Origin of the sequence: Massilia mucilaginosa, from assembly GCF_011682145.1 — a bacterium.
GTDB lineage: Bacteria > Pseudomonadota > Gammaproteobacteria > Burkholderiales > Burkholderiaceae_D > Telluria_A > Telluria_A mucilaginosa.
This window is the reverse complement of the sequence record NZ_WHJH01000034.1, coordinates 35,725-57,012: the sequence shown is the minus strand read 5'-3', so window position 1 is coordinate 57,012 and position 21,288 is coordinate 35,725. Positions and strand designations below refer to the sequence as shown.

Below are 21,288 nucleotides of genomic sequence, written 5' to 3'. Positions count from 1 at the left end.
ACAACGGAAGTTACCCCGGTTCCATATGCTATCGGTAACTAATTTCATGTAACCAAAATTAATGCCAGGAGGGGCGCTTTACTCGTTCAAGCCGTTTTCCCGCAGGCGCGGCCCGGCCGCTTGCCTGTGGACAGTCCGGGCTGTAGCGCATCGCATCCGGACCTGCGCCACTACCAGTTCCCGATATTGCCCATCGATGCCCACGGTTCGGCCGGCGCCAGCGGCGCGCCCGCTTGAAGCAACTCGATCGAAATATTGTCCGGCGAGCGCACGAACGCCATGTGGCCGTCGCGCGGGGGCCGGTTGACCAGTACGCCATGGGCCATCAGGCGCGCGCAGGCCGCGTAGATATCCTCGACTTCATAGGCCAGGTGGCCGAAATTGCGTCCGCCGGTATACGTTTCCGCATCCCAGTTGTAGGTCAGTTCCAGCTGTGCGTCCGGGTCGCCGGGCGCGCTCAGGTAGACCAGGGTGAAGCGGCCCTTCTCGTATTCGCTGGTGCGCACCACCTCGAGCCCCAGGGCATCGCGGTAGAACGCCAGCGAGGCGTCGAGATCGGTGACCCGGACCATGGTATGTAAGTATTTCATCAGGTATTCCTTCAAGCAGGTGGTTGGTGCTGGCGCGGGATGCAAGGCGCCGGCGCCGGCGGTGCCCGATTTTACTGTAACCGGGCCATGCGGATCGAATGGGCCAGGATTCACGGGAAAGCATGATAGATTGTCGGACTTTTCCGCCTCGGCAGAGCGGCGTCCGTCACGCCCGGCGTCTGTTGTCGCATCCACCTTGTGCCATATATCATGAAAACTAATGCAACCGTCATCGGGCTGGGCGCTTTCGGCTCCACCATCGCCCTCGAACTGAGCCGTCTCGGGCACGACGTGCTCGGCATCGACGCCAACGCCGAGCGCACCAATGCCATTGCCGACCAGCTGGCGCGCGCCGTGACCGCCGACGCGCGCGACGAACGCGTGCTGCGCGAACTGAGCGTGCATGAATCGGATATCGTCGTCGTCGCCATCGGCGAAGATATCGAGGCGAATATCCTCACCACCTTGCTGGTCAAGTCCATGCCCAAGCCCAAGGTCTGGGCCAAGGCGCTGAACCACAATCACCACCGCATCCTCGAAAAGCTGGGCGCCGACCATATCGTCCATCCGGAACACGAAATGGGCTTGCGCGTGGCGCGCACCCTGATTTATCCCGAAGTGCTCGATTACATCAGCCTGGGCGACGATACCTTCCTGGTCGAAGTGCGCGCATCCGAGCGCCTCAGCGGCAAGACGATCGAGGCGCTGCACCTGGCCGAGAACCGGATCGAGTGCATGCTCGTCAAGCACCGGGCCCTGACCCTCAACCCGGCCCCGCCCGCCTACCGCTTCGAGCTGGGCGACCAGATCGTGCTATTGGGACTGCTCACCAACCTGCGCAAGATTTCCAGGTACTTATGAGGCAGGCGCCCACCCACAGGATCGTCCAGCAGCTCGAAAAAAGACTGTTCAGCCTGCGCCCGCCGCAGGCGCTGCTGCTGTCGTTCATCGGCTTGTCGCTGGCCGGTGCGCTGCTGCTCAAGTCGCCGTGGGCCAGCCACACGGGCACCAGCTGGAGCCAGGCCTTGTTTACCGCCGTGTCGGCGGCCACCGTCACCGGCCTGGCCGTGGTCGATACCGGCACCCATTTCACGCTGTTCGGTCAATGGGTGCTGCTGTTCCTGATGCAATTCGGCGGCCTCGGCCTGATGACCTTCGGCGTCTTTATCATCTACCTGGCGCAGGACCGCCTGTCGATGCAGCACCGCGCCACCCTGAGCGAGGCGCTCAACGAACCGGGCCATGGCAACCTGCACAGCGTGCTGCGCGCCATGTTCGGCTTTACCATCGTCATGGAGGCGGCCGGCACCGTGCTGCTGTCGTTCCAGTGGGTGCCCGAACTGGGCTGGAGCAAGGGAATCTATTACAGCTTTTTCCATGCCGTCTCGGCATTCAACAATGCCGGTTTCAGCCTGCGTGCCGACAGCCTGGTCGCGTATGCCGGCAGCCCGCTGGTCAACAGCGTGATATCGCTGTTGTTCATCAGCGGCGGGATTGGTTTTGGCGTCATTGCCGACGTGACCGGCAAGCGCCGTTTTCGCGATTACGCCCTGCACACCAAGGCCATGCTGGTCGGCACGCTGTGCCTGAATCTGGTGGCCATGCTGGTCGTGCTGGCGCTCGAATACGGCAACCCCGCCACCTTGGGCGCGCTGCCGGAACCCGGCGCGCGCCTGTGGGCGGCCTGGTTCCAGGGCGTGGCGCCGCGCACCGCCGGCTTTAACTCGGTCGACATGGCGGCCATGCTGCCGGCCACCGCCTTTTTTATCATGGGCCTCATGTTCATCGGCGGCGGCAGCGGCTCGACCGCCAGCGGGATCAAGCTGAGCACCTTCATCGTCATGCTGGTGGCCACGCGCGCCTTCTTGCGCTCGGAGGAACGCCCGGTGCTGTTCGGGCGCAGCGTCGACCCGGGGCTGATCCTCAAAGCCATGTCGATCGGGATGATTTCGCTGTTTTGCGTCGTCACCGGCACCTTTTTGCTGACGATTACGGAAAAGGCGCCCTTCATCGATATCGCCTTCGAAGCCGTGTCCGCCTTCGGCACCGTCGGGCTCTCGCGCGGCCTCACGGCCTCGCTGACCTTGCCGGGCCAGGCGGTCATCATGGTGTTGATGCTGATCGGCAGGGTCGGCCCGCTGACCCTGGCGTTCACCTTGGCCAACCGCGACCGCGCGCGCATCCAGTATCCGGTCGGGAAGCTGACCATCGGCTAGCCCGGCGCGCGGCCCGCTGTCAGGAACCGAAGTGGTAGTTGAGCTCCAGCCAGATCTGGCGTCCCACCGGGCTGTAGTTGCCGGTCGGGTAGTTCGGCCAGCCGCCGGTGGTGTCGCGCTTGATGCGGTTGTTGACGTTGTTGATCGCCACCTAGACCGTCGCGCGCGGCGTCACCTTGACCACGCTCGACAGGTTCACCAGGGTGGTCGGCGACAGGAACGCGGTCTGTCCGGCATTCGGCCCCTTGCCGTAGCGCTGCGCGAACACGGTGGTCGACCAGTTGCCCACGTTCCAGTTCAAGCTGGCGTTGAGCTTGTCGCGCCAGTCCTGGTTGGTATATTCCGCCAGCTCATCGACCAGCACGTCGCCGCCGAACTGGCGCGAATTCTTGCTCAAGGACTTGGAGTAATTGCCCTTGAGAGTGAATTTGCCCCAGCTTTGCGTGCGCAAGGCGTAGCGTGCGCTCAGGTCGATTCCGTCGGCATCCTGGTAGGCGGCGTTGATGGGATTGACCCGGATTTCGCGGATTTCATTGGGCTTGTTGAGCGCCGTTTTCGGATTGCGCGTGATGCGGCTGATGGCGTCGAAGCAGGTCGGCGAGCTCAGGTCGCCCGCGATGCGGCATTCGGCTTCCTTGCGCAGCAAGTTGTCGGCGCTCAGGTTGGTGACCAGGTCGTCGATCTTGATATTCCAGTAGTCGACCGTCAGGTCGACGTCCGCGCTGGGCGACCAGACTGCGCCCAGGCCGTACGATTTACCCTTTTCGGAGCGCAAGTCCTTGCTGCCGTTCTGGACGTAATCGCTGCCCGGCGACACGTCGGCGAACTCGCAGTTGTCGATGCTTTTCCCGGCCAGGGCGCAGCGGTAGTGATCGGTGGTCTGCGCGTAATAGCCGGTGCCGCGCGCCTTGAAGATGTAGTTCATGTCGGGGGCGCGGAAGCTGGTGGCATAGTTGCCGCGCACCAGCAGCGGCTTGGCCGCACGCCATTCCGCTCCGGCGTTGTAGGTCAGCTTGCCTTCGTTGCGGCCGGCGTAGTTGTAGCGGTCGTAGCGGCCGGCCAGGGTCGAATTGAGGTCCTTGAGCAGCGGCACGCTCGCTTCCACGCCCAGCGCGTAGCGACGGCGCGAGCCTTCGGTGAGATCGCTCTTGGGCAGGTTGAACAGGCCCTGGTTGATGCGCGGGTCGGGCTTGTTGGCGAAGCGCTGGTGGCCCGCCTCGGCAATGGTGGCCAGCTTGACCGGGCCGGCCGGCAATTCGAACAGCTCGCCGTTGGCGGCCAGGCTCAGGGTCTGGCTGCGTGAGCTGTCGTTGCTGTCGGTCTGGCCGGTGATGCTGTTGAATTCCTCGGGCGTGAGGCGGCGGGTCAGGCGCGCCTGGTCGGGCGCATAGATGGCGATGCCCTCGGCGTCGATCCCGAGTTTCGGTCCCAGGAAGAAACTGTCGATGTTCGCCAGCGGGCGCTGCACATGGTTTTCGCTCTTGTAGAACGAGGCGCTGTAGCCGGCTTCGTAGCGCCAATTGGTACCGGGAATGTCGCCCTTGGCGCCCAGGCTGACCGAGCTGGCCTGGTCGTCCCAGGTGCGGTTGTAGCGCTTCACGCCGCCCATTTCCTCGGGCGAGATGTACTTGGTCCAGGCTTCGTACACGCCGCTGTTCTTGCTGAAGATGTAGCTGTTGTCGAGCGAGGACGCGGTCCAGGTCGGGCCGCGCGTGTTGTTGGCGGTCTTGTTCTGGCCGAGCAGGAATTCGGCGAACAGTTCGGTCGTCGGCGAGAGCGCATAGTTGGCGCCGCCGAACAGATTGGTGCTGAGGTTCTTGGTCTGGGTGGTCCAGAAGGTCGGGCTGACCTTGTTGCTGGCGCAGTAAGTCCCTTTCTTGACGCTGTGCTTGAACTGGCTGCCGCCGAACAGGTCGCCGAGCGCGCTGCAGGCATCGCCCAGATCGTAAAAATTGCCGGTGTTGACGTTCTTGCGCGACAGGGTATTGGTCGGCGTGCCCTGGCGCACGGCCATGAAGTCGCGCTGGTTGCTCCACAGCGGATCGCGGTCGAGCACTTCCAGGCTGAACACGGTGTTGAGCTGGTCGAAGCTGCGCCCGCCGGTCACTTGCAGGCGCCGGTCGCCGCCGCCGCCGCGCGAGGTGGTGCCGGCTTTGAGGTTGACGTCGATGCCGTCGGCCTGCTTCTTGAGGATGATGTTGACCACGCCGGCAATCGCGTCCGAGCCGTACACGGCGGACGCGCCGCCGCTCAGGATTTCCACCCGTTCCACAATGCTCGACGGAATATTCGCCAGGTTGGTGAAGTTGACCGCGCCTTCATACGCGGTCGGGAAGTCGGCCAGGCGGCGGCCGTTGAGCAGGATCAAGGTGTGGTTCGGACCGAGCCCGCGCAGGCTGATGGTGTTGGCGGACGGCGTGTGGGTGTTGCCGAAATCGGCGCCGGTGGTAAAGCCGCTGTTCTGCGCCTGGTTGTTGAGGGCGTCGAACAGGTTCTTGTAACCCTGCTTGGTGATTTCTTCGCCGGTGATGACGACCACGGCCGACGGGCCTTCGAGGCTGGCGCGCGGAATGCGCGAGCCGGTGACGACCACCGACGGTGGCGTGCCTTGTGCGCCGGCGCCGGCGGTTTGCGCCTGCGCCTGCTGTACCGGACCGCAGAGCAAGGTGATCGCCGCTGCCGCCAAGGATGTCAATGTCAAATTCGTGATTTTCATTGAGGTGCTTTATGGTAGTCAAAAATCAATGATACCAAGGGGAAATCACGCTGCGAACGATTGTTTTTGCGTTTGTATATACGAAATGCACAACGATGGTGCATGAGGTGAAGCGGGCTGCCCGATGCAGCACCGCCATTCCCGCCGGGATTCGCCCTGGCGCGGGAATGACGGGGAACAACTTACTCTTCCAGACGCGCGTCCAGTGTAATCGTCGCATTCAGCAGCTTCGATACCGGGCAATTGTTTTTCGCGCGCAGCACAGCCGCCTCGAACGCTTCCTGGTTGGCGCCCGCAATGGTTGCCACCAGATTCAGGTGCACGGCCGAAATGGTGAAGCCGTCGTCGGTCTTGTCGAGTGTGACGGTCGCGGTGGTCGCCAGCTTCTGCGCCGTCATGCCTGCTTCGCCCAGCTGGCCCGACAAGGCCATCGTGAAGCAGCCCGCATGCGCGGCGCCGATCAGCTCTTCCGGATTGGTGCCGGGACCATTCTCGAAACGGGTATTGAAGCCGTACTGAGTATTGTCGAGCGCGCCGCTCTGGGTCGAGATGTTGCCTTTGCCATCTTTGATGCCGCCACTCCAGACAGCGCTTCCTGAACGTTTGATCATGGTGTTTCTCCTTGGAACTTCTGTGATTCAATAAAACCATCATGCGCCGCGAACCCCGGACCATCTGTTCGCCAGCGCACCATGGAGTGCTGAAATGCTGCGCCGCAGCTATTTGCCGGTCGGGGTGATGCGCCAGACAGTGTTGCCGACATCGTCGGCGACCAGGATGCCGCCGCCCTGGTCCACCGCCACGCCCACCGGGCGCCCGAAAGCGCGGCCGTCGGCACTCAAGAAGCCGGTCAGCACATCCTGTGGCGGGCCGTTCGGCTTGCCGTCGGTGAACGGCACGTAAATCAGCTTGTAGCCCGAAAACGGCTTGCGGTTCCACGAGCCGTGCTGGCCGATCAGCGCACCGTTCTTGAATGCCGGCATCAGGTCGGCGTTGTAGAAGGCCAGCCCGAGCGAGGCCGTGTGCGCGCCCAGCGCGTAGTCGGGCGTGAGCGCCCTGGCCACCATGTCGGGACGCGCCGGTTCGACCCGCGCATCCACATGCTGGCCAAAGTAACTGTATGGCCAGCCGTAGAAGGCGCCATCTTTCACCGAGGTCATGTAGTCCGGCACGAGGTCGTTGCCGAGTTCGTCGCGTTCGTTGACGCTGGTCCACAGCGCCCCGCTTTGCGGCTGGAAACCCATGCCGACCGGATTGCGCAGGCCGCTCGCGAACACGCGCGACTTGCCGTCGGCCGGGTTGAATTCCCAGATCGCGGCGCGGCCTTCTTCCTTGTCGAGCCCGTTTTCGCCGACATTGCTGTTCGAACCGACCGCGATATACAGGCGCGTGCCGTCGGGACTGGCCACGACATTCTTGGTCCAGTGATGATTGATCCCTGCCGGCAAGTCCATCACCTTCACGCCCTTGACGCCGATTTTTGTTTGCCCTTCCTGGTACGGAAAGCGCAGCAGCGCGTCGGCGTTGGCCACGTACAGCTCGTTGCCCACCAGCGCCATGCCGAACGGCGAGAACAGGCCGTCGAGGAACACCGAGCGGCTGGCCGCCTCGCCGTTGGGGCCGGCGCCGCGCAGCAGGGTGATGCGGTTGGCGGACGGCACCGCCGCACCGGCTTTTTTCATCTCGTGCTTCATCACCATGCCGCGCAGGCTGAAGCCTTCGTCGGGCTTGGGTGGTTGATTGGTTTCGGCCACCAGCACGTCGCCGTTGGGCAGCACGTACAGCCAGCGCGGATGTTCGAGGCCGCTGGCGTAGGCCGCCACCGCCAGTCCCTGCGCCACGGCTGGTTTGGCGCCCTTGGGCAAGGGGTCGGCCGGGGCGATGTTCATGGTCGGCAGCATCGAGCGCGAGGGCGCCGGCAGGGCCGGATTCGGGCCGAAGCCGGCCGGCATGGCCTGGGCCTGGGCGCCTGCTGCGGCGCCCGCCGCGGCAGCGGCCAGGCTCACGGCCAGGATCAGGCGCGCACGCCTCATGCCGGTTCCTTACCCTCGTCCTTGCCCTTGGTCTGGTCGGACGGCTCGTGATGGCGCATGCCGCTGCCGGCATCGGCCTTGGGCCGGGCCTGGCCGGAGCCGCTGGTGGGGACCGCTTCCTCGATGCCGCGCATGCCGTGCATGTCGGTATCGACCAGGCCCTGCGCCAGGTCGTCGGCGGCCTGCTTCATGACGCCGCGCGGTTCCTTGTCGTGGCCGTCGGGCGATTCGTCGCGCTCGTGCGGCAGGCGCTTGACGCCGTCATCGTGGATCTTGGCGTCGGTGTTGATTTTGCGGTCGTGTGTTTCGGCTACCATGGTGCGGCTCCCTGTGGGTGAACTCATTGTGCAAATGGTATCGCTTCGCAGGGGAAGCGGCCGTTCAATTGACATTGTTGGAACCGCAAGCTTCCCCGTCTCTCCGGCGCAGGCGGGAGCCCATGGCACCTGTGCTCATAGGTGCCATAGGCCCCCGCTTGCGCGGGGGAGACGTCGGAATGCGCTTGCCCGCGCGCCCAGTCGCACTTATACTGCGCCACTGTGAATGCATACAGTAGTGCCGCCGACGGCCGCCGTATAGCGGAAGCAGGCATTATGGGGTAATCTCCTGCGTGTCGCCCCTCAACCGCCGAGAAGTCTATGCCCGCTACGCCTCAATCGCAAAAAACCATCGCGCTCGTCGTGCGGCCGAACACGGTCGGCATCGGCGAGCCGGTCAGCCGCCTGCTGGCCTTCCTGCAGGGCGCCGGCTACCGCGTGGTACTGGAAAGCGAAACCGCGGCCCATCTCGGCCTGCCCGGGATCGAGGCGATGAGCGTGGGCGGCATCGGCGCGGCCGCCTGCGCCGTCATCGTCATGGGCGGCGACGGCACCATGCTCGGCATCGCGCGCCAGCTCGCGCCCTTCGATGTGCCGCTGATCGGGATTAATCAAGGACGGCTGGGCTTCATGACCGATATTCCCATCGAGCGCATGATCCCGGTCGTGGGCGATATCCTCGGCGGCAAGGCGCGCGCCGAAAAACGCACCCTGCTGGAGGGGCGCGTGATGCGCGGCGGCGCCATGATCGCCTGCGGGCTGGCGGTCAACGATGTGGTGGTGGCGCGCGGCGCCGGCGCCGGCATGGTCGAGCTGAAAGTGACGGTCGATGGCAATTTCATGTACAACCAGCGCTCCGACGGCCTGATCATCTCCACCCCGACCGGATCGAGCGCGTACGCCTTGTCGGCCGGCGGGCCGCTGCTGCACCCGAGCCTGGGCGGCATCGTGCTGGTGCCGATTGCGCCGCACGCGCTGTCGAACCGGCCGATCGTGGTGCCCGACAGCAGCGAAATCGTGGTCGAGATCGTCGGCGGACGCGATACCAGCGTCAACTTCGACATGCAGACCTTCGCCAGCCTCGCGCATGGCGACCGGATCGTCATCTCGCGCTCGCCGAACCACATTACCTTCCTGCATCCGGAAGGCTGGAGCTATTACGACACCCTGCGCGAAAAATTGCACTGGAACGAATATCCGTCGGGCGAGGGCAAGCTGCGCTAAGGCGCTGTCCCGCACGCCATTCCCCATTCGAATACTGGACTGACACACCTTCATGCTGCGTACCCTTACCATCCGTGATTTCGTCATTGTCGATACCATCGAACTTGAATTTTCCAGCGGTTTTTCCGTCTTCACCGGCGAAACCGGGGCCGGCAAGTCGATCCTGATCGATGCGCTGCAATTGGCGCTGGGCGGGCGCGGCGACGCCAGCGTGGTGCGCGAGGGCGCGGCCAAGGCCGATATCACGGCCGATTTTTCGGTCGGCACCGCCGCCAGGGCGTGGCTGGAGCAGAACGAATTCGCCGTCGACGAGGGCGGGGCGCTGCTGCGCCGCGTGATCGACAACGCCGGCCGCTCCAAGGCGTTTATCAACGGCATCGCCGCCACCGCCGCCCAGTTGCGCGACCTGGGCGACATGCTGGTCGATATCCACGGCCAGCACGCGCACCAGTCGCTGCTCAAGAGCGAGGCCCAGCGCGCGCTGCTCGATAACCAGGCCGCCTTCAAGGATGCCGGGGCCGGCGCCGACGCCCACACCGTGGCCGCCACCCACAAGGCCTGGCGCGCCCTGGCGCGCCAGCGCGAGGAATTCGAAACCAACGCCAGGAACGTGCTGATCGAGCGCGAACGGCTCGAATGGCAAGTGGCCGAGCTGCAAAAGCTGGCTGTGAAACCGGGCGAGTGGAGCGAGATCACCAACGAGCACAGCCGCCTGTCGCACGCCGCCAGCCTGCTCGAAGGGGCGCAGGAAGCGCTGGCCGCGATTTCCGAGTCGGACCATCCGATCCTGTCGCAACTGTCGTCGCTCAACCAGAAGCTGGGCAAGCTGGTGGCGGTCGACGTGCAAATGCAGACCGTGCTCGACTGCATGGAACCGGCCCGCATCCAGTTGCAGGAAGCGGTGTACGCACTGAATAACTATCTCGACAAGGTCGACCTCGATCCCGAGCGCCTGCGCACGGTGGACGCGCGCATGGAAGCGATTCATACGACGGCGCGCAAGTTCCGCGTCACGCCCGATGAATTGCCGGAAGAATTTGCCAGCCTGTCGGAGCGCCTCAAGCAACTGGCCGACGCGACCGACCTGGACGGCCTGCGCCAGCAGGAAGAGAGAATCAGGGAAAGCTATATGGCGGCGGCGACGCGCCTGTCGGCCACGCGCGCCAGGGCGGCCAGTCTGCTCGGTACGCAGGTGACGGCGGCGATGCAGGAGCTGAACATGACCGGCGGCAGTTTCGTGGTGGGGTTGAATCCGTGCGAGCCGACCAGCAACGGGGTCGAGCAGGTGGAGTTTTTGGTGGCCGGTCACGCCGGCGTGGCGCCGCGGCCGCTGGCCAAGGTGGCCTCGGGCGGCGAGCTGGCGCGCATTGCGCTGGCCATTTCGGTGATCACCTCGAATGCCACGACCACGCCGACCTTGATTTTCGACGAGGTCGACAGCGGGATCGGCGGCGCCGTGGCCGAAGTGGTGGGGCGTTTGCTCAAGCGTCTGGGACAGGAGCGCCAGGTGCTGTGCGTGACCCACTTGCCGCAGGTGGCCAGCCAGGCCAATCAGCATTTCCAGGTGGCCAAGGGCACCACGGGGGAGGGCAAGACCGTCTCGCATATCGACGTGCTGGACAACAAGGCGCGGGTGGAAGAAGTGGCGCGCATGCTCGGTGGGGTGGAGATTACGGCGACCACGCGCAAGCATGCGCGCGAGTTGCTGGCGTTGTAATACCGCCGTCATTCCCGGCCTCGGCGGCCCTAGCGGGTCATACCCTCCTAAAACCGGTTCAACCCGCGTAAATAGTGCTCGTTTTTAACCCGGAACCCTATAATATCGGCTCTCCCGCTCACGATCGCCGAATCCATGTCCTTCCGCAAAGAACCGCCTTTCGCCCACGGCACCCCGACCCGCAACGCGGTGGTGCTGGTCAACCTGGGCACCCCGGACGCCCCGACCACCCCAGCCGTGCGGCGTTATCTGAAGGAATTCCTGTCCGATCCGAGGGTGGTGGAAATTCCGCGTGCCATCTGGTGGATGATCTTGCACCTGATCATACTGCCGTTCCGCTCCAGCAAATCGGCCGCCAAGTACGCGTCGATCTGGACCAAGGAAGGTTCGCCCCTCAAAGTCCACACCCAGAAACAGGCGATCCTGCTGCGCGGCCTGCTGGGCGAGCGCGGCCATGATTCGGTGAAGGTGGTGATGGCGATGCGCTACGGCTCGCCGTCGCTGCCGGAAGTGCTGGACCAGCTCAAGGCCGAGAACTGCGAGCGCATCGCCATCCTGCCGGCCTATCCGCAGTACTCGGGCACCACCACCGGGTCGATCAGCGACGCCGTGTTCGCCCACTACGCGGGCGTGCGCAATGTGCCGGAACTGCGCATGATCAAGCATTACCACGACCAGGATGGCTACATCGACGCCCTGCGCGATACCGTGCTGGCGCACTGGAAAGTGAACGGGCGCGGCGACAAGCTGGTGATGAGTTTCCACGGCGTGCCGAAACGCACCCTGATGCTGGGCGACCCCTACCACTGCGAGTGCTACAAGACGGCGCGCCTGCTGGCGACCAAACTGGGTCTGTCATCCGAGCAATACCTGGTCACCTTCCAGTCGCGCTTCGGCAAGGCCGAGTGGCTGCAGCCGTACACGGCGCCGACCCTGGTGCAGATGGCGAAAGACGGCCTCAAGCGCGTCGACCTGATCTGCCCCGGTTTCACCAGCGACTGCCTCGAAACGCTGGAAGAGATCGCCATGGAAGCGAAACACGACTTCGAGACCGCCGGCGGCCGCGAATTCCACTACATCCCGTGCCTGAACGAGGCGCCCAGCTGGATCGCCGGCCTGGCCGACATCACCGAGCAGCACCTGCTGGGCTGGGATACGAAAGCGACGGCGGCCGAGCGCGAAGCCGACAAGCAGGACAAGGAAACGGGCCGCCGCCACGCGCTCAAACTGGGCGCAAGCTGACCGCCCGCCGGCCAACTGCCGTGCCTACCGCCGTGCCTACCGCCGTGCCTACCGCCGTGCGGGATTGACAGGCGCTATTTGGCGCCTGTTAAAATAGCGTTCCGTGCACACTCAGACCGGCGTAGCAGATCCATGCCAATGCGAGCACGGTGTAGGCAACAACGCTGACGGCAATCAACGGCAACTTCATGTCGAACTCCCTGAAACAGCTGCGCGCGGGCGATGCACGCGCATGCGAGCTGGATGACTTCATGGTAGTCCGGGCCGTCCCGAAAAGAATCCCCTCATTGGTAATATTTGTAACATTGCACTAAAAAGCAACGCTACAGGATTCCCCTTGAAAATGTAGGTTATAGCCCCATCTGGGTCCCTATGTGGCTAGCAAGACACGTCAAACAATTAGTTAAGTCATTGATTCCAGGAGCTTTTCCGATGCAAGAGCAAGAAAATCCAGAAGTGTCGCAACCGTCCGACGAATCCGTCCAGGCGTCCGCGCCGGCCAATGGCGAGCCGAGCCTCGAAGAGCAGCTCAGCGCCACCGAAGCCAAGCTGGCCGAGATGCACGATGCCTTCATGCGCGCCAAGGCCGAAGGCGAGAACATCCGCCGCCGCGCCCAGGAAGATGTCAACAAGGCGCACAAATTCGCCATCGAAAGCTTCGCCGAGGCCATGGTGCCGGTGCGCGACAGCCTCGAAATGGCGCTCAAGGTCGAGTCGCCGACCCTCGAATCGCTGAAAGAAGGCGTCGAAATGACCCTCAAGCAGCTCACCTCGGCGTTCGAGAAGAACAAGCTGGTCGAAGTGCTGCCGGCCCAGGGCGACAAGCTCGATCCGATGAAGCACCAGGCCGTCGCCGTGGTCCCGGCCGAGCAGGAAGCCAACACCGTGGTCAACGTGCTGCAAAAAGGCTATATGATCGCCGACCGCTTGTTGCGTCCGGCCATCGTTACCGCAGCGCAAGCAAAATAAATACAGTGTGCTCTCTTGCAAGGTCTTGAAAGCACGCAGTTTTTCCACATATTCAAGTCATCTGAAACTAAGTAATTAAAAGGAAAAAAATCATGGGCAGAATTATCGGTATTGACCTTGGCACGACGAACTCTTGCGTGGCCATCATGGAAAACGGTCAGCCAAAGGTAATCGAGAACGCAGAAGGCGCGCGTACGACGCCTTCCATTATTGCTTACCAAGAAGATGGCGAAATCCTCGTCGGCGCACCGGCCAAGCGCCAGGCCGTGACCAACCCGAAGAACACGCTGTTCGCGGTCAAGCGCCTGATCGGCCGCAAGTTCGACGAAAAAGAAGTGCAGAAAGATATCGGCCTGATGCCGTATTCGATCATCAAAGCCGACAACGGCGATGCATGGATCGGCGTGCGCGATAAAAAACTGGCGGCTCAGCAAATCTCGGCTGAAGTTCTGCGCAAAATGAAAAAAACCGCTGAAGACTATCTCGGCGAAGAAGTGACCGAAGCGGTCATCACCGTGCCTGCGTACTTCAACGATTCGCAGCGCCAGGCCACCAAGGACGCCGGCCGTATCGCCGGCCTCGATGTCAAGCGCATCATCAACGAGCCAACCGCGGCAGCGCTGGCGTTCGGCCTCGACAAGACCGACAAGGGCGACCGCAAGATCGCCGTGTATGACCTGGGCGGCGGCACGTTCGACGTCTCGATCATCGAAATCGCCGACGTCGATGGCGAAAAGCAGTTCGAAGTACTGTCCACCAACGGCGACACCTTCCTCGGCGGCGAAGACTTCGACCAGCGCATCATCGATTACATCATCGACGAATTCAAGAAGATCAACGGCCTGGACCTGAAAAAAGATCCGATCGCCCTGCAGCGCATCAAGGCCTCGGCCGAGCGCGCGAAGATCGAACTGTCGTCGTCGCAGCAAACCGAAATCAACGAGCCGTACATCGCCATGGCGAACGGCGCGCCGGTCCACCTGAACCTGAAAATGACCCGCGCCAAGCTCGAGTCGCTGGTTGAGGAACTGATCGCGGCGACCATGGAGCCATGCAAAATGGCGATCAAGGATGCCGGCGTTAAAGTCTCCGACATCGACGACATCATCCTGGTCGGCGGCATGACCCGTATGCCGAAGGTGCAGGAAAAGGTCAAGGAATTCTTCGGCAAGGAGCCGCGCAAGGACGTCAATCCGGATGAAGCCGTCGCTGTCGGCGCCGCCATCCAGGGCGCCGTGCTGTCGGGCGAGCGCAAGGACTTGCTGCTGCTGGACGTGACCCCGCTGTCGCTGGGTATCGAAACCATGGGCGGCGTGATGACCAAGATGATCCACAAGAACACCACCATCCCGACCAAGTTCAGCCAGGTGTTTTCGACCGCCGAAGACAACCAGCCTGCGGTGACGATCAAGGTGTTCCAGGGCGAGCGTGAAATCGCGGCCGGCAACAAGGGCCTGGGCGAATTCAACCTCGAAGGCATCCCGCCGTCATCGCGCGGCACGCCGCAGATCGAAGTGACCTTCGACATCGACGCCAACGGCATCCTGCACGTCGGCGCGAAAGACAAGGCCACCGGCAAAGAGAACAAGATCACGATCAAGGCCAACTCGGGCCTGACCGAAGCCGAAATCCAGAAAATGGTGAAAGACGCCGAAGTCAACGCCGAAGAAGACAAGAAGGTCAAGGAACTGGCCGAATCGCGCAACCAGGCCGATAACCTGGTGCACTCGACCCGCAAGTCGCTGACCGAATACGGCGACAAGCTCGACGCTGGCGAGAAAGAAGCCATCGACGCGGCGATCGCCGATGTCGAAGGCGCGATCAAGTCCGGCGACAAGGCCGAAATCGATGCCAAGATCGAAAAACTGTCGGCGGCGTCGCAGAAGCTGGGCGAGAAGATGTATGCCGACCAGCAGGCGCAGCAAGCTGCCGGCGGCGCTGACGCCGGCCAGCAGGCAGGCGCGGCCGAAGGCAAACCTGCCCAGGACGACGTCATCGACGCCGACTTCAAGGAAGTCAAAGACGCCAAGTAATTGATGCCGGAGCACGGTGCGGACCGCCCACAAGCGGCCTGCATCGAATCGAGCCGCTCCGGACAGCGCAAAGGCGACGACAAGCCGAGCCCTCCAGCGGCTCGGTTTTTTGCATAAACAGTAGCGTAGTAGCTAGACAGCAAGGTGCCGACAAATGGCAAAGCGTGATTTTTACCAGATCCTCGGGGTCGCCAAGAATGCTTCTGAAGAAGAAATCAAGAAGTCGTATCGCAAGCTTGCGATGAAATACCATCCGGACCGCAATCCGGACAGTAAGGAATCGGAAGAGAAGTTCAAGGAAGTCAAAGAAGCGTACGAAATGCTGACCAATCCGGAGAAGCGCGAAGCGTACGACCGTTATGGTCACGCCGGTGTCGATCCGAACATGGGTGGCGGCGGCGGTGGCGGTGGTTTCGGCGGCGCCGGCGGTTTCCCGGACAGCTTCGGCGATATTTTCGGCGACATTTTCGGCGGTGGCGGCCGCGGGCGCAGCTCCGGCCCGCAGGTGTACCGCGGCGCCGACATGCGCATGGGCTTCGAGATCACGCTCGAGCAGGCGGCGCACGGCCACACCCAGGAATTGCGCATCCCTAGCTGGGACAAGTGCGAAACCTGCCACGGCAGCGGCGCCAAGCCGGGCACCTCGCCGGTCACCTGCACCCAGTGCGGCGGTCACGGCCAGACGCGCGTGCAGCAAGGCTTCTTCAGCATCCAGCAAACCTGCTCGCGCTGCCAGGGCAGCGGCAAGATCATTGCCGAGCCGTGCGCGCCGTGCGGCGGCGAAGGCATGATCAAGCGCCAGAAGATCCAGGAAGTGAGTATTCCGGCCGGTATCGAAAGCGGCGTCAGCATCCGTTACAAGGGGCTCGGCCAACCGGGCACCAACGGCGGGCCGCCGGGCGACCTGTTGATCGAAGTGCGGGTCAAGCCGCACTCCGTGTTCAATCGCGAAGGCGACGACCTGCATTGCGAAATGCCGATCTCGTTCGTCAAGGCAACCCTGGGCGGCGACATCGAAGTGCCGACCCTGTCCGGCAAGGTCTCGTTCACGATTCCTGAAGGCACGCAATCGGGCCGCACGTTCCGCCTGAAAGCGAAGGGCATCAAGGGCATGCGTTCCGGCTATCCGGGCGACCTGTTCTGCCACGTGGCGGTCGAAACGCCGGTCAAGCTGACCGACAAGCAAAAAGACCTGCTGCGCGAATTCGAACGCCTGACGGTCGAAGGCGGCGGCAAGCACAGCCCGCAGAGCAAGGGCTGGATGGACAAGGTGAAAGATTTTTTCGAATAAGGCGGGCCTAGGCACGCATATTCATCCAACCGCTGAGTTGGCCCTCGGGCCTGTCAGCGGTTTTTTTTCGAACACACAGGACTGATATGACTCAAGCACAATACGATATCGATGCGCTCTTCAAACGCAACCGCGACTGGGCCGCGGCGATGGTGGCCAGGGATGAGAATTTCTTCAAGGCCCTGACCGCCCAGCAGTCGCCGGAGTATCTGTGGATCGGCTGTTCCGACAGCCGCGTGCCGGCCAATGAGCTGCTGGGACTGGCGCCGGGCGAGTTGTTCGTCCATCGCAATATCGCCAACGTGGTCGTGCATTCGGACTTGAACTGCCTGACGGTGTTGCAGTTCGCCATCGACGTGCTCAAGGTCAAGCACGTCATCATTTGCGGGCACTACGGCTGCTCGGGCGTGCACGCGGCCATGATCAACAAGCGCGTGGGACTGGCCGACAACTGGCTGCGCCATGTGCAGGATGTGCAGCAAAAGCACGAAAAATACCTGGGCGATGTGTTGCCGTCGCGCGCCCGTGCGGACCGCTTGTGCGAGCTGAACGTGACCGAGCAGGTGGTCAACACGGCGCAGACCACGGTGGTGCAGGATGCCTGGGAACGCGGCCAGCCGCTGACGGTGCATGGCTGGGTCTACGGCCTGCACGACGGCTTGCTGCGCGACTTGGGAATGAGCGTCAGCGGCGCCGATGAACTGGCGCCGAAACTGGCGGCGCGCTTGCTGGAATATCAGGAGTAAACATGCTGGCGCCGGGGCGGCATGCGCCGCGTCCGGCGCCATGCGGACGGAAGATTTTTCCTTGCATTGCTGCGGTGTTCAGGCCTGACTTAGTTGCTTTCCTTGATCACACGCCCGTTCAGGTGCTGCACCGGACGCGCATTGTGCTTGTACAGCTTGTGGAGCTGGGCCAGCTGCGCCTTCGATATGTCGACCGGCGTTTTCAGCACGAACCAGTTCGCTTCTTCGCTGCACGGCGGCGTGGTCAGCGAGCCCGGGAAGTTGTAGTAACCCTGGGTCGGCGGCAAAATCCCCATCATGTCGATGCTCACGCCATCGACCGCTTGCTCGACTTCGGCTTCCTTCGGCAGATTGTTGAAGATATTCGTCAGCGCCGGGTTTTCCTTGCCCAGCTTGAACAACAGCGCGACCACGGCCAGCTTGTTGTCCGCATTCTTGTGCACCAGGTGCAGTCCGAGCGGATACTGCTTGCCGTTGATGCGCTCTTCGCTCGGCGTATGGAAATGGAATTGCAGCAATTCATGGCGCACGCCGCCGATCGACATCCCGCTGCCCGGCGCATAATTGACCTGTACCGTGTGCCCGTTATCGATGATTTTCAGCGGCGATGGCTGGTATTCGAACACGATCGGATCGAGCGTGGACTTGCTGGTCGCGTTGGTGCGGATATCGATTGGCGACTGCGCGTGACCGGTCTTGCAGACAACATAATCGGACTTGATGCCGCCCCAGCGCTTCGGCCCGGTCTTGCCGGAATATGTCCACTCATGCTTGGCGTGGGCGCCGTGCGCGGCGGGTGCGGCAGGCGCCGCTGGCGCCGCTGGCGCCGCTGCCGGGGCAGGGGCTTGCGCCTCGGCCGGCGCCTGGGCTTGCGCCGACAGTGGCAGGATGGCGGCCAGCGCCAGCGAAACGACGGTCATACGTAAAAACATGTGAGTTCCTTTGATCGAATGGGGTACCGTATGGAGTGGCGTCGCGGCGGGGGCATGGCCGCACAACTGCACAGGGACGCGTCGTGGCGCTCGCTCTGTCCGGCAATAATATCTTGTCCTATCACAAGTAAATACAAGGAAGCGCGTACTTGCTGCAAAGACGCAACACACATGCTGGCGCGGCCCCGTTGGCCCAAGTGTGGAAAATACGAATGGAGTAAAAATTTGAATCAGGAAATTAATCAGCTGGACACCATTCGCACCCTGGCGCGCGCGTTCGTCGAGGAGCGCGACTGGGGCCAGTTCCACACGCCCAAGAATTTATCGTCGGCGCTGTCGGTGGAAGCGGCCGAGCTGCTGGAACATTTCCAGTGGCTCAAGACGGGCACGCAGGAAGAACTGGGCGCGGAGAAGCTTGCCCAGGTGCGACACGAAATGGCCGACGTGCTGGTCTACCTGGTGCTGCTGGCGGACCAGCTCGACGTCGACCTGGGTGCGGCGGTGCAGGAAAAGATGGTGCTCAACCGGGCCAAATACCCGGCCGACAAGGTGCGCGGCGATGCCCGCAAATACCACGAATACCCGCCGGACTGAGCCGGCGGGAGCCTTGCGCAAGCCTTACAGCCCGCCCATGCAGATGTACTTGATCACCAGATAGTCGTCGATGCCGTAGCGCGAGCCTTCGCGGCCCAGTCCCGACTGCTTGACGCCGCCGAACGGCGCCACTTCGGTCGAGATCAGGCCGGTGTTGACGCCCACCATGCCGGTTTCCAGGGCATCGGCCACGCGCCACACGCGCCCGATATCGCGCGAGTAAAAGTACGCCGCCAGCCCGAATTCGGTATCGTTGGCCATGGCGATGACATCGTCCTCGGTATCGAAGCGGAACAGCGGCGCGAGCGGGCCGAAGGTTTCTTCGGTGGCCACCTGCATCCCGGACGTCACGTCGGCCAGCACGGTCGGCTCGAAAAAGCTGTGGCCGAGCGCGTGGCGCTTGCCGCCGGTGAGCAGGCGCGCGCCTTTCGCGAGCGCGTCGGCGATGTGCTCCTCGACCTTGAGCACGGCCTTTTCTTCGATCAGCGGGCCTTGCGTTACGCCCACGTCCTGGCCGTTGCCGACCTTCAGCTTGGCCACCGCCGCCACCAGTTTTTCGGCGAAGCGCTCGTACACGCCATCCTGCACGTACAGGCGGTTGGCGCACACGCAGGTCTGGCCGGCGTTGCGGTACTTGGACGCGATCGCGCCTTCGACCGCCGCATCAAGGTCGGCGTCGTCGAACACGATGAAGGGCGCGTTGCCGCCCAGTTCCAGCGAGAGCTTTTTGATGGTCGGCGCGCATTGCTCCATCAGCACGCGGCCGACCTGGGTCGAGCCGGTGAAGGTCAGTTTGCGCACCAGCGGATTGCCGGTCATTTCGGCGCCGATCGCCTTCGAGTCGCCCGTGATGACGCTGAACACGCCCTTCGGCACGCCGGCGCGCTCGGCCAGTTCGGCCAGCGCCAGCGCCGAGAACGGGGTCAGCTCGGCCGGCTTGACCACCATCGGGCAGCCGGCCGCCAGCGCCGGGCCGACCTTGCGCGTGATCATCGCCGCTGGAAAATTCCACGGCGTAATCGCCGCGCACACGCCGATCGGCTCCTTGGTCACCACCAGGCGCCGGTCGGGCCAGGGCGATTGCAGGGTGTCGCCCTCGATCCGCTTGCCTTCCTCGGCGAACCACTCGATGAAGGCGGCGGCGTAGGCGATCTCGCCTTTCGATTCGGTCAGCGGCTTGCCTTGTTCGGCGGTCATGATCAGGGCCAGGTCGTCGGCGTTCTCGATCATCAGGTCGTTCCATGTGCGCAGAATCACGCTGCGTTCGCGCGCGCTCTTCTTGCGCCAGGCCGGCCAGGCAGCGTTGGCGGCGGTAATCGCGCGCGCGGCCTCATCCTTGCCCATGCGCGGCACGGTGCCGAGCGTCTCGCCGGTGGCCGGATTGGTCACCGTGATGGTGGCCGCATCGCTCGCATCGCACCATTCGCCGTCGATAAAACATTGCTGCCGCAGCAGCGCAGGGTCTTTCAGATTCAACATGGCAGGGCTTTCTTGATCAGGCTTGGCGCGTGGCCGGGAAATCATCTTAGCGTTTTTCGCAACTGGTTGCCGGCCAGCCGCGCGCGCGGGGCGTGATGCTTGCTACCAAGCAACATTTGCCTGCTGCCGTCTTGAGCGCGCGCAGGCGATCCGCATTTTGCGGGGAACTTCTGTGACGGCACAAGCCCGGCCGCCCCTGCGCCGCGCTACAGCATCACCACCATCCTGGCCGGCCAGTTCGACTATGTCGAAGCGACCGGCATCAACAACCGCGGCGACGTGGTGGGCGGCACCTATGTGACCGGCCAGGAGTGGCGCGGCTATCTGTTCGCCGACGGCCGCGCGATGCAGCTGGGCAGCCTGGGCGGCCAGTACACGCGCGTGCAGGCGATCAACGAGGCGCGCCAGATCGTGGGCGAATCGCGCACGCTCGACGGCATCAGCCACGCCGTCCTGTTCAGCGGCGCCACGGTGGCCGACCTGACGCCGTGGGCGCTCAGGGACAGCGCCGCCTCCGCCATCAACAACGCCGGCACGGCGGTCGGCGCGATTCCGTGCGACTGCCTGGAATTCCACGCCGCCCGCTTCACGCGCGGCGGCGGCGTGTCCGACCTGGGCACGCTGGGCGGCAAGTCGAGCAACGCCGACGGCATCAACAGCGCCGGGCACGTCGCCGGCAGCTCTGCGCTGGGCGGGCAAGCGGGCGACCGCGCCTTTTTGTACGTGAACGGCGTGATGAGCGACCTAGGCGCCTTGTCCGGCATGGACAGCGCGGCGCGCGGCATGAACAATGCGGGCCAGGTGGTGGGGCTGTCCTACCAGGGCTGGGACATCAACGAGGCGGTGCTGTGGGAGGGCGGAGCGGTGTTCAATCTGAACAGCCTGATCGACCCGGCGTCCGGCTGGCATTTGACCGATGCCGGCGCGATCAACGACCTGGGACAGATTGCCGCCAGCGGCTGCCATCAGGGGCTGGGCGTGTGCGGCATGCTGCTGGCCGGGCTGGCGCTGGTGGGCGTACGGGGCCGGCGGCGCCGCCAACGCCGCTCCACCGGGCTCTGACCTCAATTGAGAAGCTAGTTTTCGTAGGGCAACTTATGGCTGGTGGCGGTTCGTGTTGGCATGTTTGACAACTTGCCGGTAAGCTCTAACTGTGGTCAGGCGCATTGATCTGCGCCAAACCTATGTT

The 21,288-nt window shown here is 63.4% G+C and carries 20 protein-coding genes; 11 read left to right on the top strand and 9 right to left on the bottom strand.

Going from position 1 to position 21,288, the window contains the following annotated elements; genetic code table 11:
• Positions 1-170: 170 nt before the first annotated feature.
• Entirely contained in the window at positions 171-590 is a 420-nt protein-coding gene (locus F2P45_RS22700) for a VOC family protein (protein WP_166880178.1), read from the bottom strand.
• Positions 591-800: 210 nt separating this feature from the next.
• Between F2P45_RS22700 and F2P45_RS22695 the strand changes: the two genes are divergently transcribed.
• Entirely contained in the window at positions 801-1,451 is a 651-nt protein-coding gene (locus tag F2P45_RS22695; RefSeq protein WP_166880176.1) for a potassium channel family protein, read from the top strand.
• Positions 1,448-2,806: a TrkH family potassium uptake protein gene (locus F2P45_RS22690; protein ID WP_188130206.1), complete on the top strand. Its 1,359-nt coding sequence runs from the start codon at positions 1,448-1,450 to the stop codon at positions 2,804-2,806. Before F2P45_RS22695 ends, F2P45_RS22690 begins: the two co-directional genes overlap by 4 nt.
• 19 nt (positions 2,807-2,825) lie before the next feature.
• Here F2P45_RS22690 and F2P45_RS36805 read toward each other — a convergent pair whose 3' ends face one another.
• The 5 genes from F2P45_RS36805 to F2P45_RS22670 all read right to left on the bottom strand — a co-directional run bounded on the left by F2P45_RS36805 (position 2,826) and on the right by F2P45_RS22670 (position 7,872).
• The gene (locus tag F2P45_RS36805; protein WP_267877369.1) at positions 2,826-2,957 is read right to left on the bottom strand and encodes a hypothetical protein; all 132 of its coding nucleotides are present in this window, start codon (positions 2,955-2,957) and stop codon (positions 2,826-2,828) included.
• Complete coding sequence (locus F2P45_RS22685) at positions 2,958-5,522, bottom strand: TonB-dependent receptor plug domain-containing protein (protein WP_229505237.1); 2,565 nt, start codon at positions 5,520-5,522, stop codon at positions 2,958-2,960.
• Positions 5,523-5,704: 182 nt separating this feature from the next.
• The gene (locus F2P45_RS22680) at positions 5,705-6,133 is read right to left on the bottom strand and encodes an OsmC family protein (protein ID WP_187364189.1); all 429 of its coding nucleotides are present in this window, start codon (positions 6,131-6,133) and stop codon (positions 5,705-5,707) included.
• Between the two features lie 108 nt (positions 6,134-6,241).
• A complete protein-coding gene (locus F2P45_RS22675; RefSeq protein ID WP_166880174.1) occupies positions 6,242-7,555 on the bottom strand; it encodes a PQQ-dependent sugar dehydrogenase in 1,314 nt (437 codons plus the stop codon).
• Complete coding sequence (locus tag F2P45_RS22670) at positions 7,552-7,872, bottom strand: hypothetical protein (protein ID WP_187367211.1); 321 nt, start codon at positions 7,870-7,872, stop codon at positions 7,552-7,554. Before F2P45_RS22670 ends, F2P45_RS22675 begins: the two co-directional genes overlap by 4 nt.
• 321 nt (positions 7,873-8,193) lie before the next feature.
• Here F2P45_RS22670 and F2P45_RS22665 point away from each other — a divergent pair, with 321 nt between their 5' ends.
• The 3 genes from F2P45_RS22665 (at position 8,194) to hemH (ending at position 12,055) form a co-directional block, all read left to right on the top strand.
• Positions 8,194-9,096, top strand: coding sequence for an NAD kinase (locus tag F2P45_RS22665; protein WP_166880173.1), 903 nt, complete (start codon positions 8,194-8,196; stop codon positions 9,094-9,096).
• 52 nt (positions 9,097-9,148) lie between these two features.
• Positions 9,149-10,813 (top strand): DNA repair protein RecN, encoded by a 1,665-nt coding sequence (gene recN, locus F2P45_RS22660; RefSeq protein WP_166880171.1) that lies wholly within the window; start codon positions 9,149-9,151, stop codon positions 10,811-10,813.
• A gap of 135 nt (positions 10,814-10,948) precedes the next feature.
• A complete protein-coding gene (gene hemH, locus F2P45_RS22655; RefSeq protein ID WP_166880169.1) occupies positions 10,949-12,055 on the top strand; it encodes a ferrochelatase in 1,107 nt (368 codons plus the stop codon).
• A gap of 88 nt (positions 12,056-12,143) precedes the next feature.
• On the opposite strand, the gene F2P45_RS22650 is transcribed toward hemH, so the two are convergent.
• Positions 12,144-12,308, bottom strand: a complete 165-nt coding sequence (locus F2P45_RS22650) for a hypothetical protein (RefSeq protein WP_166880118.1) — start codon at positions 12,306-12,308, stop codon at positions 12,144-12,146.
• 179 nt (positions 12,309-12,487) lie between these two features.
• On the opposite strand from F2P45_RS22650, the gene grpE reads away from it, so the two are divergent.
• From grpE to can, 4 genes are all read left to right on the top strand, one after another.
• A complete protein-coding gene (gene grpE, locus F2P45_RS22645; protein ID WP_166880168.1) occupies positions 12,488-13,024 on the top strand; it encodes a nucleotide exchange factor GrpE in 537 nt (178 codons plus the stop codon).
• Between the two features lie 92 nt (positions 13,025-13,116).
• On the top strand, positions 13,117-15,057 hold the full coding sequence (gene dnaK / locus F2P45_RS22640) for a molecular chaperone DnaK (RefSeq protein ID WP_166880167.1): 1,941 nt from the start codon (positions 13,117-13,119) through the stop codon (positions 15,055-15,057).
• 154 nt (positions 15,058-15,211) lie between these two features.
• A complete protein-coding gene (gene dnaJ / locus F2P45_RS22635; protein WP_166880166.1) occupies positions 15,212-16,348 on the top strand; it encodes a molecular chaperone DnaJ in 1,137 nt (378 codons plus the stop codon).
• Between the two features lie 86 nt (positions 16,349-16,434).
• Positions 16,435-17,094, top strand: a complete 660-nt coding sequence (gene can, locus F2P45_RS22630; RefSeq protein ID WP_166880165.1) for a carbonate dehydratase — start codon at positions 16,435-16,437, stop codon at positions 17,092-17,094.
• Between the two features lie 89 nt (positions 17,095-17,183).
• Here the strand turns inward: can and F2P45_RS22625 are convergent, their stop codons facing one another.
• Positions 17,184-18,026, bottom strand: coding sequence for a carbonic anhydrase (locus F2P45_RS22625; protein WP_229505236.1), 843 nt, complete (start codon positions 18,024-18,026; stop codon positions 17,184-17,186).
• Between the two features lie 225 nt (positions 18,027-18,251).
• Between F2P45_RS22625 and F2P45_RS22620 the strand changes: the two genes are divergently transcribed.
• Positions 18,252-18,620, top strand: coding sequence for a nucleotide pyrophosphohydrolase (locus F2P45_RS22620; RefSeq protein ID WP_229505235.1), 369 nt, complete (start codon positions 18,252-18,254; stop codon positions 18,618-18,620).
• Positions 18,621-18,644: 24 nt separating this feature from the next.
• Here the strand turns inward: F2P45_RS22620 and gabD are convergent, their stop codons facing one another.
• Positions 18,645-20,099 (bottom strand): NADP-dependent succinate-semialdehyde dehydrogenase, encoded by a 1,455-nt coding sequence (gabD, locus tag F2P45_RS22615; RefSeq protein WP_166880163.1) that lies wholly within the window; start codon positions 20,097-20,099, stop codon positions 18,645-18,647.
• Between the two features lie 213 nt (positions 20,100-20,312).
• On the opposite strand from gabD, the gene F2P45_RS22610 reads away from it, so the two are divergent.
• Positions 20,313-21,161: a hypothetical protein gene (locus tag F2P45_RS22610; RefSeq protein ID WP_370663297.1), complete on the top strand. Its 849-nt coding sequence runs from the start codon at positions 20,313-20,315 to the stop codon at positions 21,159-21,161.
• The last annotated feature ends 127 nt before the right edge of the window (positions 21,162-21,288 follow it).